We start from the raw sequence: 12,781 nt of genomic DNA on the forward strand, positions 1-12,781 counted from the left end.
GTCCGAGGTGCCCGAGACCGGAAAGTGGCAGGTCAGATGGCAGTCGGCGGAACGGTCCGCGCGGGCGGCGACGCGCGCGGCGGTCCGGTGGGCGCAGACGGCGGTCGATGCCACGCGGCAGACCTGGCAGGCCACACCCCGCCAGACCCAGCAGACCTGGCGGCTGACGGCGGTCTCCGCAGCCACAGGCCTTGCGGTCGCGATCGCCGCGGTGGCGGCGTCCGGGCCGTGGGACTCGGGTCAGCGTACGGCCGAGCGGGCGGAGGCGGCCGAGATGGACGGCGCCAGTGGCGAGCATCACGCTCCGGAGGCCCGGCCGGCGCCCAGCGCACCGCCCGTGCTGCCCGCGCTCGGCGGCCGGGTGCCTGGTGCCTCGGGCCGTGGCGCGGCGCCCGTCCCCACTGACGCGGGGCTGGCCGACGCGCTCGCCCCGCTGCTGAAGGACCCGGCGCTCGGCCCGCTGCGGACGGCTTCCGTCCTGGACGTGGCCGCGGGCCGGGAGGTCTTCGGCGAGGGCCAGGGCAAGGCCGCCACCCCGGCCTCCACCGTCAAGCTCGCCACCGCCGTCGCCGCGCTCTCCTCGCTCGGCCCCGACCACCGCATCGACACCACGGTCGTCCTGACCGGCAAGGACCGTCTCGTCCTGGTCGGCGGCGGCGACCCCACCCTCACCGCCCGCGCCCCGCGGCACGGCGCCGAGGAACAGCCCGCGAACCTGCGCACCCTCGCCGACGCCACCGCCCGCGCCCTCAAGAAGCGCCACCTCACCAAGATCGGCCTGGGCTATGACACCGCCGCCTACTCGGGCCCCGTCCAGCACCCCATCGGCGCGAACGAGAACATCGCCCCCGTCACCCCGCTGATGACCGACGAGGCCCGCCTCGACGACTCCGAGCACGGCACCGCCCCCCGCGACACCGACCCCGCCCGCACCGCGGCCGGCACCTTCGCCGGTCTGCTCCACGACCGCGGCATCACCGTCGACGGCGACCCCGAGGGCGCCAAGGCCCCCAAGAAGGCCGCCCGGATCGCCGCCGTGCACTCCCTGCCGCTGTCCGCGCTCGTCGAGCGGATGCTCACCTACAGCGACAACGACATCGCCGAGGCGCTGGCCCGCCAGACCGCCCTCGCCTCCCGGCAGCCGGCCAGCTTCGCCGGGGCCGGCAAGGCCGTGCGCAACGCCCTCCAGCGGGAGCACCTCCCGCTGTCCGGCGCCGTCTTCGCGGACGGCAGCGGCCTGGACCGCGACGACAAGGTCACCGCCGGCCTGCTCTCCCGCCTCCTGCTGCACGCCTCGTCGCCCGACCACCCGGCCCTGCGCCCCGTCGTCACCGGCCTCCCGGTGGCCGCCTTCACCGGCACCCTCAGCAACCGCTACCGGGGCCAGAGCGCCGGCGCCGGCGCCGTACGCGCCAAGACCGGCACCCTCACCGGCGTGAACACCCTCGCCGGCACCGTCGTCGACGCCGACGGCCGCCTGCTGGCTTTCTCGTTCATGACCAGCGGAACCAGCGACCCCCAAGGGGCCCAGAACGCGTTGGACAAACTGGCTTCGGCAGTGGCCAACTGCGGCTGCCGCTGAGGCCGGAGATGCACTCGCTCCGTTACGCGCACCCCCACCGGCCTCATCCCCACCCCACCAACGGGAGGGGAGGGGCCGGAGGGGCAGGGTGTCCGGACGTAAAGCGAAGCAGTCAGGACACCCTGCCCCGGAGGCCCGTCACCGCACCCGACAGCCCCGCGCAGCGGCAACGCCCGCCGCAGGCGTAACGGCGAGCAACACCCACGGCGGGAAGCCGACCACGTGGGGGCGAGGGCAAAGCGCAGCGAACCGGCTACCCGGACGCGATATGCCCACGTACGGTGAACCCATGACGAGCATCGGTGGGACCGAGATGGTCGACTGGAACCTTGCGGTCGCGACCGCGACCCGGTTCGTGCGGCCGGGGCCAGAGGTGAGCCGGGACGAGGCGCGGGCGATCGTCGCCGAGCTGCGCAAGCACGCCAAGTCCTCCGAGGCGCATGTCCGGGCGTTCACGCGGATGGCACAGCCCGACGCGACAGGCGAGGCGCCGCATGACACGCCGGTCCTCGTCGTGGACCGGCCCGGCTGGATCAAGGCGAATGTCGCGGGGTTCCGGGCCGTGCTCAAGCCGCTGCTGGCCAAGATGGAGGACCGCCGCTCGACGGTCCCCGGGGGCGCGGTGCTCGGCGCGGTCGGCGGCAAGGTGACCGGCGTGGAGCTGGGCATGCTGCTGTCGTTCCTGGCCTCGCGGGTCCTCGGCCAGTACGAGACGTTCGCCCCGGCCTCCCGGGATCTGCCGGCCGCGGCGCAGGGCGGCCGGCTGCTGCTCGTCGCGCCGAACATCGTGCACGTGGAGCGCGAGCTCGAAGTGGCCCCGCACGACTTCCGGCTGTGGGTGTGCCTCCACGAGGAGACCCACCGCACCCAGTTCACCGCCGTCCCGTGGCTGCGGGACCACATCGAGGGCGAGATCCAGTCGTTCCTCGGTGAGACGGACATCGACCCGGGCGCCCTCCTGGAGCGGCTGCGCGAGGCCGCCCAGTCGCTGGCCGGCGCCAAGCCCGAGGGCGAGGAGGGCGAGGACGAGGGCCGCTCCCTCGTCGATCTCGTCCAGACGCCCGCGCAGCGCGAGATCCTCGGCCGGCTGACCGCGGTGATGTCCCTGCTGGAGGGGCACGCGGATTATGTGATGGACGGTGTCGGGCCCGATGTCGTGCCGTCGGTCGCCGAGATCCGGGAGAAGTTCCAGAAGCGCCGGGCCAGCGGCGCCGGCCGGCTGGACCAGGCGCTGCGCAAGCTGCTCGGCCTGGACGCCAAGCTGCGGCAGTACCGCGACGGCGAACGGTTCGTCAGCGCGGTCGTCGAGGAGGTGGGCATGGAGGGCTTCAACCGGGTGTGGACGTCGCCGAACACCCTCCCGACCAAACAAGAGATCGCCAAACCGGCGGACTGGATCGCGCGGGTGCACCGCAAGGCGGACGGGGCACCGTAAGCGAATGATGTGAGCTGGGCACGCCACGTGGCAGTAGAGCGCCCCTTCAATCACCCGTCTGAGGGACCGTTACCGAGGGATAGGCGTGCAATGCTCGGGGAACCGCTCGCCTCTGTCACCATCTAGGCACTCTGTGTGACGAAGCCGTCCACGGCCCGAGGCTCCCCAGCTGAACGATTGGAAACGGACATGGGTCCCCATCCAGCGGTCGCCGCGATACGCCTGGCGGTCCGCCGCGTACTCCACGACGTGCTCACCCACCACTCCGCGCACGACCGGCGCGAGCCCCCGCTCGTGCTCGTCGCGTGCTCCGGCGGCGCCGATTCGATGGCGCTCGCCTCCGCCCTCGCCTTCGAGGCCCCCAAGCTCGGGGTCCGCGCCGGGGGCGTGACCATCGACCACGGCCTTCAGGAGGGCTCGGACCTCCGCGCCGCCGAGGTCGCCCTGCGGCTGCGGGCCCTGGGACTCGACCCCGTAGAGGTCGTCGCCGTCGACGTGGACGAACCGAACAGGGTGGCGCACGGCACCGGGTACCGCGGGAGCGGCGGCCGGCAGTCGGGCGGGCCGGAGGCCGCCGCCCGTGATGCCCGCTACGCCGCCCTGGACGCCACCGCCGAGCGCCATGGCGCCACCGCGGTCCTCCTGGGCCACACCCGCGACGATCAGGCCGAGACGGTGCTGCTCGGTCTCGCCCGCGGCTCCGGGACCCGCTCGCTCTCCGGGATGGCCGCGACCAGCGGCCGGAACGGGCGCTATCGCCGGCCCTTCCTCGACGTGGACCGCCAGACCGCCCGCAAGGCCTGTCTGATCCAGGCGCTGCCCGTCTGGGACGACCCGCACAACGCCGACCCCGCCTACACCCGCTCACGGCTGCGCCACGAGGGCCTGCCCGCCCTGGAGAAGGCGCTCGGCAAGGGCGTCGTCGAGGCGCTGGCCCGTACCGCCCAGCTCTCCCGTGACGACGCCGACGCCCTGGACGCGTGGGCCGCCGACGCCGAGGGCTCGGTCCTCGACGACAGCGGCTCCCTCGACATCGCCGCCCTGTTCGCGCTGCCCCCCGCGGTGCGCCGCCGGGTGCTGCGCCGGGCGGTCATCGGCGCCGGTTCACCGGCCGGTTCGCTCTTCGCCCGCCACATCGAGGAAGTGGACCGGCTGATCACCGCCTGGCGGGGGCAGGGGGCCATCAACCTCCCCGGGCGCGTAGGTGTGCGACGGCAGGGTGGCAGACTGGTCATTCGGCAGGGCTGAGCCGCAGACGCTGCCCCGCACCGAAGTCTCACGACTGACGCGAACACCGAACAGAGCGAGAGTGGCACGGGTGGACGACAAGGACATGGGCTCCGACCTTCAGTCGGTACTCATCAGCAAGGAAGAGATCGACGCGAAGCTGGCGGAGCTGGCCGCGAAGATCGACGCGGAGTACGCGGGCAAGGACCTGCTCATCGTCGGCGTCCTCAAGGGCGCCGTGATGGTGATGGCGGACCTGGCGCGCGCGCTGTCCACCCCCGTCACGATGGACTGGATGGCCGTGTCGTCGTACGGCGCGGGCACCCAGTCCTCCGGCGTGGTCCGCATCCTCAAGGACCTCGACACCGACATCAAGGGCAAGCACGTCCTGATCGTCGAGGACATCATCGACTCCGGTCTGACGCTGTCGTGGCTGCTGTCGAACCTCGGCTCGCGCGAGCCGGCCTCGCTGGAGGTCTGCACGCTGCTGCGCAAGCCGGACGCGGCCAAGGTCGCCATCGACGTGAAGTGGATCGGCTTCGACATCCCCAACGAATTCGTCGTGGGATACGGCCTCGATTTCGCGGAGAAGTACCGCAATCTGCCGTTCGTCGGTACTCTCGCGCCGCACGTCTACGGCGGCTGAGGGCGTTCCGCGCTCGTCCGGCCGCGGTGGCCGGGCGAGCCTCGGACCGTCCGCTGCGGCCCGGCGGGAACCCTTCGGGGCCGCCCGCCGTTGGAGCAGGGAGAGCGGAATCCTCAGCTGCATGTTCACCCTCGGCGCAGGCGCCGGGTGACAATGCTGGGGTACCGTCCGAAGGCAGTTCTTTTTCGGGCCAGTAATACACCGTACGCACGACCAGCCCTCCCAAGGGCGTTGTGCCTCACTGTGGCAGGAGGGACGGGGCCTCAGCGGCTCCGTATGGATGGACGTGAAGCGATACTTCCGTGGGCCGGTCATGTGGATCGTGCTGGCCGTCCTCGCCGTGGTCGTGTTGATGCAGGTCGTCGGCTCGTCCGGCGGCTACAAGACGGTGGACACCGGTCAGGTCGTCAAGGCGATCGCTGACAACAAGGTGAAGTCCGCCGAGCTGACGACCGGTGACGAGAACAAGATCAAGATTGAGCTGTCGGGCTCCAACAAGATCGACGGCTCCAACAAGCTCCAGGCGAGCTACATCGGCGACCAGGGCGTCGACGTGGCCAAGAACCTGCAGGCCAAGTACCAGACCGGCGAGATCAAGGACGGGTACACCGTCGAGCCGTCGAAGCAGAACCCGTTCGTCGGTGTGCTGCTCTCGCTGCTCCCGTTCGTCCTCATCGTGGTTGTCTTCCTGTTCCTGATGAATCAGATGCAGGGCGGCGGCTCCCGGGTGATGAACTTCGGGAAGTCCAAGGCGAAGCTGATCACCAAGGACACCCCCAAGACGACCTTCACGGACGTCGCGGGGTCGGACGAGGCCGTCGAGGAGCTCCACGAGATCAAGGAGTTCCTCCAGGAGCCGGCGAAGTTCCAGGCCGTCGGCGCCAAGATCCCCAAGGGCGTGCTGCTGTACGGCCCGCCCGGAACGGGCAAGACGCTGCTCGCGCGCGCCGTCGCCGGCGAGGCGGGCGTCCCGTTCTACTCGATCTCCGGTTCCGACTTCGTCGAGATGTTCGTCGGTGTCGGTGCCTCCCGGGTCCGTGACCTCTTCGAGCAGGCCAAGGCGAACGCCCCGGCGATCGTCTTCGTCGACGAGATCGACGCCGTCGGCCGGCACCGCGGTGCGGGCCTGGGCGGTGGCCACGACGAGCGTGAGCAGACCCTCAACCAGCTCCTGGTCGAGATGGACGGCTTTGACGTCAAGGGCGGCGTGATCCTGATCGCCGCCACGAACCGCCCGGACATCCTCGACCCGGCGCTGCTGCGTCCCGGCCGTTTCGACCGGCAGATCGCCGTCGACCGTCCGGACCTCCAGGGCCGTCTGGAGATCCTCAAGGTTCACCAGAAGGGCAAGCCGGTCGCGCCGGACGTCGACCTCTCGGCCGTCGCCAAGCGCACCCCCGGCTTCACCGGTGCCGATCTGTCCAACGTCCTCAACGAGGCCGCGCTGCTGACGGCCCGGAGCGACGAGAAGCTGATCAACAACCACTTCCTGGACGAGGCGATCGACCGCGTCGTGGCCGGCCCGCAGAAGCGGACCCGGATCATGTCCGAGAAGGAGAAGAAGATCACCGCGTACCACGAGGGCGGACACGCCCTGGTCGCGGCGGCTTCCCCGAACTCCGACCCGGTGCACAAGATCACGATCCTGTCCCGCGGCCGGGCCCTGGGTTACACCATGGTCCTGCCCGACGAGGACAAGTACTCCACCACCCGCAACGAGATGCTCGACCAGCTGGCGTACATGCTGGGCGGCCGCGCGGCGGAGGAGCTGGTCTTCCACGACCCGACCACGGGTGCCGCGAACGACATCGAGAAGGCCACCGCCACGGCCCGCGCGATGGTCACGCAGTACGGCATGACCGAGCGGCTCGGCGCGATCAAGTTCGGCACCGACAACTCCGAGCCCTTCCTGGGCCGTGAGATGGGTCACCAGCGCGACTACTCGGAAGAGGTCGCCGCGCTGGTCGATGAGGAAGTCAAGAAGCTCATCGAGACCGCGCACAACGAGGCGTGGGAGATCCTGGTCGAGAACCGCGATGTGCTCGACAACCTCGTGCTGACGCTCCTGGAGAAGGAGACCCTCAACAAGGAGGAGATCGCCGATCTCTTCAAGCACGTGGTCAAGCGCCCGGCCCGCCCGGCGTGGACCGGCTCGTCGCGCCGTACGCCCTCCAGCCGTCCGCCGGTGCTGTCGCCGAAGGAGCTGGCCCCGGCCAATGGTGCGGTGACCACCACCGCCACCGTTTCCACGGAGAAGGCGGAAGCACCCGAGGAGCAGCGTCCCGAGAGCTGATCCCATGGCCCTCAGGGGCCCCGGAATAAATGCCGCGCCCCCCAGGTTTAGCCTTGGGGGGCGCGGCATTCCGTGTTTCCACCGCGATTCGAGCGGGCGCAGAAGGAACGAGGCACCACATGACGGACCCTGTGACGCTGGGCGTTGACGGCACGGTCGGCACGTTCGACGAGAAGCGCGCCGAGAACGCCGTGCGAGAGCTGCTCATCGCGGTGGGCGAGGACCCGGACCGCGAGGGGCTGCTGGAGACGCCGGCGCGGGTGGCACGGGCGTACCGCGAGATCTTCGCCGGGCTGTGGCAGAAGCCGGAAGACGTGCTGACGACCACCTTCGACCTGGGCCACGACGAAATGGTGCTGGTCAAGGACATCGAATTGGTCTCCAGCTGTGAGCACCACCTCGTCCCGTTCGTCGGTGTGGCCCATGTCGGCTACATCCCGTCCACCGACGGCAAGATCACCGGGCTGTCCAAGCTGGCCCGGCTGGTCGATGTCTTCGCCCGTCGCCCGCAGGTCCAGGAGCGGCTGACCACGCAGATCGCGGACTCGCTGATGGAGATCCTGGAGCCGCGCGGCGTGATCGTCGTCATCGAGTGCGAGCACATGTGCATGACCATGCGCGGGGTGCGCAAGCCGGGTGCCAAGACGACGACCTCGGCCGTGCGCGGCCAGCTGCGGGACGCCGCCACGCGCGCCGAGGCGATGAGCCTGATACTGGCCCGCTGAGGCCCTGGGCCCCGGGCCCGTACGGCCGGCCCGTCGCGGGCCCCTCCCAGACAGCCGGACGGCCGGGCCCCTCCTGTGAGGGACCCGGCCGTCGCCGGGGGCCGGTGCGCCGGCCCGTCAGGCCTTGAGGTGGTTGCCCAGCCACTCCAGAGCGGCGGGGATCTCCCGGCGCCAGGTGTTGAAGTTGTGGCCGCCGCTGTCGAGGATGATCGACGAGACCCGGCTCGGCGACTTCGTCTGCTGGATGAACCGCAGCGTCTCCTGGTAATTCCCCTCGCCCTGCTTGCTGCTGGTGACCAGCAGGTTCACCGGGGGCGCGGGCAGATGCCGCTGACGCCACAGCAGATTGTTCTCGCGCTCCAGCTGCCGGCTGCCGCCGAAGAGGTCGCCGGTGGTGGCGTCCCGCGGGGCCTTGTAGGCGCCGGAGAGGGCGACGGCGCTGGAGTACGCCTCGGGGTGGCGCATGGTCATCTTCAGCGCGCAGTAGCCGCCGGTGGAGTCACCCACGACACCCCAGCTCTTGGCCTCGCGGCCTATTCGGTAGTGGTCGGAGATATCCGCGCGCAGGTCCTTCGTGAAGAAGGTCTCGGTCTGCGGGCCGTTCGGTATGTCCATGCACTCCGTGTCGCGCGGCGGTGCGACGGTCGGGCGCATCATGACCAGGACGGTCGGCCGCATTTTCTGGTTCTTGAGCAGTTCGTGCTGGGTCTGGGGGAAATGCAGCTTTTTGTAGAGCGCCTCGGCAGTGCCGGGGTAGCCGGTGAGTACCAGGGCCGCCGGGAATTTCTTTCCGGCGTATTTCTTCTGGAAGTACTGCGGCGGCAGATAGACGTACGCGGGGCTGGCGATTTGCGAGTGTTCGCCGCGGACCAGCACCTTGTCGATCCGGCCGCCGGTCGCCGGCCGGGAGCCGTTCTGCACGCTGACCCGCTCGGTGCCCAGCATCCGCAGCTTGGTGCCGCCCGGCCCGGTCTGGTAGTCGGTCACCACGCCCGGCTCCTGCTCCTGGCCGAAGAGGTCGGCCCAGGACGCGTAGAAACCGAAGGAATTGTTGGCGTACAGGCCGATGGCGGCGAAAAGGGAGAGCTGCGTCGCCACCAGGAGCCCGATACGCCCGAGCACGGCGCGCCAGTCCCCCTTGGACAGGCGCGGCCAGAGCCAAATGGTGAGGACGAACAGTGCCACCGCTACGAGGACGGCAAGAAGCAGCACTTTCTGACTGGTGAGACCCATGTGGTGCTTTCTTCCGGGCGGCCGGGCCATCCGTACCGCTGGTGGAACCCCGAGCCCTGAAACGCCGTCATACAGGGCGCAAAAAGTCCAGATGCTGCGACAAGGCTCGCACGTTCTCTCGACCGGGGCGACGGGAAAGTGATGTCTGACAGGCTAGATGGCGAAAAGTCGGAGACGGTTGCGTGGCGTGGACCACGCTGGCTCCGTGGCCCGCGGCCCGAAGCGGTGCCGGGGATCGTCGGTACGGCCGGCGTGGTCGTCGGCCTGCTGAACCTGGCGGCAGGGGTGTTCCCGCGGTTCCGGCACAGCCGGATGCACGCCGTGGCGGAGGTGCTGCCGGGCGCGGTGAGTCCGCTGGCGGCCGCCGCCTCCATCGTCGTCGGCATCCTGCTGCTCTTGCTGGCCCACGGGCTCAAGCGGCGTAAGCGGCGGGCCTGGGGAGCGGCCGTGGCGCTGCTGCCGGTGGGGATCGCCGCCCAGCTGGTCTACCGCCACTCCGTGTTCGGGGCGGTGCTCTCGCTGGCGCTCCTGGTGTTCCTGGTGTGGCACCGGCGGGAGTTCGCGGCCCTGCCCGACCCGCGCAGCCGCTGGAAGGCGTTGGCCAACCTCGTCGTCCTCGGCGGGGTCAGCTTCGGCATCGGCCTGGTCATCGTCAGCTCGCACCCCCACAAGACCATCGGTTCGCCCTCCCTCTGGGAGCGCGCCGAGCACGTCCTGTGGGGCCTGTTCGGCTTCGAGGGCCCGGTCGCCTACACCCACCACGTCGACTACACCGTCGGCTACTCGCTCGGCGCGCTCGGCCTGCTGACCGTCGCCACCACCGCCTACCTCGCCTTCCGCCCCGAACACCCGGCGGCCCGGCTGACCGACGAGGACGAGCAGCAGCTGCGCGCCCTGCTCGACCGGCACGGCGCCCGGGACTCGCTCGGCTACTTCGCGCTGCGCCGCGACAAGGGCGCGGTCTTCTCCCCGACCGGCAAGGCCGCGGTCTGCTACCGGGTGATCTCCGGGGTGATGCTCGCCAGCGGCGACCCGATCGGCGATGTCGAGGCCTGGCCGGGTGCCATCGAGCGCTTCATGGAGGAGGCGAAGGCGCACTCCTGGACCCCGGCGGTCACCGGTTGCAGCGAGACCGGCGGCCAGGTGTGGACCCGGGAGACCGGCATGGACGCGCTGGAGCTCGGCGACGAGGCGATCGTGGACGTCGCCGACTTCACCCTCACCGGCCGCGCGATGCGCAACGTACGGCAGATGGTCAAGCGCATCGAGCGCAACGGCTACGAGACTCGGGTGCGGCGGGTGCGCGACCTGGCGCCGGACGAGCTGGCGCAGCTCCAGAAGGCCGCGGACGCCTGGCGGGACACCGACACCGAGCGCGGCTTCTCCATGGCGCTGGGCCGGATCGACGCGGTGGCCGACGGGGACGCGGTGATCGCCACCGCGCATCTGCCGGCGGCCGAGGGCGAGGAGCCCGGCCCGTACGGCGACCTCAAGGCGATGCAGCACTTCGTGCCGTGGGGCGACAGCGGTATCTCCCTGGAGCTGATGCGGCGCGACCGCAGCGCCGACCCCGGGATGAACGAGCTGCTGATCGTCGCCGCGCTCCAGGCCGCCCCGGACCTGAAGATCAAGCAGGTCTCGCTGAACTTCGCGGTCTTCCGCTCCTCTCTGGAGCGCGGCGAGAAGCTCGGCGCGGGGCCGGTCATCCGGGTCTGGCGCGGGACGCTGATCTTCCTGTCCCGCTGGTACCAGATCGAGTCGCTGTACAAGTTCAACGACAAGTTCCGGCCGCGCTGGGAGCCCCGCTTCGTGGTCTTCCGCAACAGCCGCGACATCCCCCGGATCGGCCTGGCGGCGCTCCAGGCCGAGGGCTATCTGGAGCTGGGGCTGCCGCGCGTGCTGCGGCGCCGGAAGACCGTGGAGCCGCGGCCGTGCGCGCATGTGCCGCGGCAGGCCACCTCGTCGGCCGTGCCGGGCGCGGTCGAGCGGGTCGCCTGACCAAAGGGCCCCCGGCAGGCCCCTCCGGTAGGGCCTCCGGGGGCCGGCGCCCCTGAAGTCCCCGCATGCGGTGGCCGCAATCCGGCCGGTCGGCACACGGCCTACGCTGGTGCCATGAGTACCTTGCGTGGCCGGGTGGCCGGACTGCCGGACTGGGACCGCTGCGCGGTGATGGGCGTCGTCAATGTGACGCCCGATTCGTTCTCCGACGGCGGCGACTGGTTCGATACCGAACTCGCCGTCAAACACGGTCTCGACCTGGTGGCGCAGGGCGCCGACATGGTGGACGTGGGCGGCGAGTCGACCCGGCCGGGCGCGGCGCGGGTGGACGAGGCCGAGGAGCTGCGCCGGGTCGTGCCGGTCGTCCGGGAGCTGGCCGCGGCCGGTGTCACGGTCTCCGTGGACACCATGCGGGCCTCGGTCGCCGAGCAGGCCGTGGCGGCCGGGGCGCGGCTGGTGAACGACGTCAGCGGGGGCGCCGCCGACCCGGCGATGGTGCCGGTGGTGGCCGCGCAGCAGGTCCCGTTCGTCGTGATGCACTGGCGCGGCCAGTCCATCGACATGAACAACCGCGCCGTCTACGGGGACGTGGTCGCGGAGGTCGTCGACGAGCTGGGCCAGAGCATGGAGCGCGCGGTGTCCGGCGGGATCGACCCGGACCGGATCGTGATCGACCCCGGCCTGGGCTTCGCCAAGGAGGCCGGGCACGATCTCGCGCTGGTCGCCCAGCTGGCGCGGCTGCGGGCGCTGGGCCGCCCGCTGCTGGTGGCCGCATCGAGGAAACGGTTCCTGGGCAGGGTGCTGGCAGGTGGCGAGGGAGCCGCCCCACCGCCGGCCCGGGAGCGGGATGCCGCGACGGCGGCGGTGTCGGCGATCGTGGCGCGAGAGGGGGCCTGGGCGGTGCGGGTGCACGAGGTCAGGGCGAGCGCGGATGCGGTACGGGTGGCCCGTGCCGTGGAGGGCGCGGCAGCGGCCGGCGGCAGTGAAGCGAGCGGGACGACGGCGACCACGACGGGAACGGTGTGAGCGGCTTGGGCCCGCAGACGGACATCGAACTGGTCGAGCAGGCGAACACCACCCTGTACGAGACCATTGAGCGCGGTGATCACGAGGGGCTGTCCGAACTGTGGCTGGACGGCCAGGTGAGTGTGGTCCACCCGGGGTGGCCGGTGCTGCGGGGGCGCGGCGAGGTGCTGCGCTCGTACGCCCTGATCATGGCGAACACCGAGTACATCCAGTTCTTCCTCACGGACGTGGAGATCGACGTCGTCGGGGACACCGCGCTGGTGACCTGCACCGAGAACATCCTCAGCGGCGGGCCCGCCGAGGACGACGGCTCGGTGGGGCCGCTGATCGGCCAGCTGGTCGTGGCGACCAATGTCTTCCGGCGCACGGAGGACGGCTGGCGGGTGTGGTCGCACCACGGCTCGCCGGTGCTGGCGGACCGCGAGGACGAGGACGAGGACGAGGAGGGCGGGGGAGCCGGCGAGGGCGGCGAGGAGGCCCTCTGAGCGCGTTCCCGGGAGCCGGGGCCGGGAGCGGGGCCGGCTCCCGGAGAGCGCGGCCGGCGGCCCCCGGCGCGGGCCGGTGTGAGCCTTGCCATGGCCACCGGCCCTTGCGTCCGGGGCGCGGGCCTGCGCGA

10 protein-coding genes are annotated in these 12,781 nt (G+C 71.2%); 9 read left to right on the forward strand and 1 reads right to left on the reverse strand.

Annotation, left to right across the window (positions count from 1 at the left end; all coding sequences use genetic code 11):
• Positions 1-7 precede the first annotated feature (7 nt).
• The 6 genes from dacB to folE all read left to right on the forward strand — a co-directional run bounded on the left by dacB (position 8) and on the right by folE (position 7,908).
• Positions 8-1,582, forward strand: a complete 1,575-nt coding sequence (gene dacB, locus AC3EUV_RS08690; RefSeq protein WP_432140205.1) for a D-alanyl-D-alanine carboxypeptidase/D-alanyl-D-alanine endopeptidase — start codon at positions 8-10, stop codon at positions 1,580-1,582.
• 289 nt (positions 1,583-1,871) lie between these two features.
• Positions 1,872-3,017, forward strand: a complete 1,146-nt coding sequence (locus AC3EUV_RS08695; protein ID WP_432146438.1) for a zinc-dependent metalloprotease — start codon at positions 1,872-1,874, stop codon at positions 3,015-3,017.
• A 189-nt stretch (positions 3,018-3,206) separates the two neighbouring features.
• The gene (gene tilS, locus AC3EUV_RS08700) at positions 3,207-4,265 is read left to right on the forward strand and encodes a tRNA lysidine(34) synthetase TilS (RefSeq protein WP_432146439.1); all 1,059 of its coding nucleotides are present in this window, start codon (positions 3,207-3,209) and stop codon (positions 4,263-4,265) included.
• Positions 4,266-4,350: 85 nt separating this feature from the next.
• Positions 4,351-4,890: a hypoxanthine phosphoribosyltransferase gene (gene hpt / locus AC3EUV_RS08705; protein WP_030077134.1), complete on the forward strand. Its 540-nt coding sequence runs from the start codon at positions 4,351-4,353 to the stop codon at positions 4,888-4,890.
• A gap of 280 nt (positions 4,891-5,170) precedes the next feature.
• Positions 5,171-7,183, forward strand: a complete 2,013-nt coding sequence (gene ftsH / locus AC3EUV_RS08710) for an ATP-dependent zinc metalloprotease FtsH (protein WP_432146440.1) — start codon at positions 5,171-5,173, stop codon at positions 7,181-7,183.
• Between the two features lie 119 nt (positions 7,184-7,302).
• Positions 7,303-7,908, forward strand: a complete 606-nt coding sequence (gene folE, locus AC3EUV_RS08715; RefSeq protein ID WP_432146441.1) for a GTP cyclohydrolase I FolE — start codon at positions 7,303-7,305, stop codon at positions 7,906-7,908.
• A gap of 117 nt (positions 7,909-8,025) precedes the next feature.
• Here the strand turns inward: folE and AC3EUV_RS08720 are convergent, their stop codons facing one another.
• Entirely contained in the window at positions 8,026-9,141 is a 1,116-nt protein-coding gene (locus tag AC3EUV_RS08720) for an alpha/beta hydrolase (RefSeq protein WP_432146442.1), read from the reverse strand.
• Positions 9,142-9,282: 141 nt separating this feature from the next.
• Between AC3EUV_RS08720 and AC3EUV_RS08725 the strand changes: the two genes are divergently transcribed.
• The 3 genes from AC3EUV_RS08725 to AC3EUV_RS08735 all read left to right on the forward strand — a co-directional run bounded on the left by AC3EUV_RS08725 (position 9,283) and on the right by AC3EUV_RS08735 (position 12,650).
• Positions 9,283-11,139: a phosphatidylglycerol lysyltransferase domain-containing protein gene (locus AC3EUV_RS08725; protein WP_432146443.1), complete on the forward strand. Its 1,857-nt coding sequence runs from the start codon at positions 9,283-9,285 to the stop codon at positions 11,137-11,139.
• Between the two features lie 114 nt (positions 11,140-11,253).
• Positions 11,254-12,165 carry a dihydropteroate synthase gene (gene folP, locus AC3EUV_RS08730; RefSeq protein ID WP_432146444.1) on the forward strand — a complete coding sequence of 304 codons (912 nt, stop codon included), beginning with the start codon at positions 11,254-11,256 and terminating at the stop codon, positions 12,163-12,165.
• 5 nt (positions 12,166-12,170) lie between these two features.
• Positions 12,171-12,650, forward strand: a complete 480-nt coding sequence (locus tag AC3EUV_RS08735; protein ID WP_432146445.1) for a nuclear transport factor 2 family protein — start codon at positions 12,171-12,173, stop codon at positions 12,648-12,650.
• Positions 12,651-12,781 lie beyond the last annotated feature (131 nt).

The organism is Streptomyces sp. bgisy130 (genome assembly GCF_057708345.1).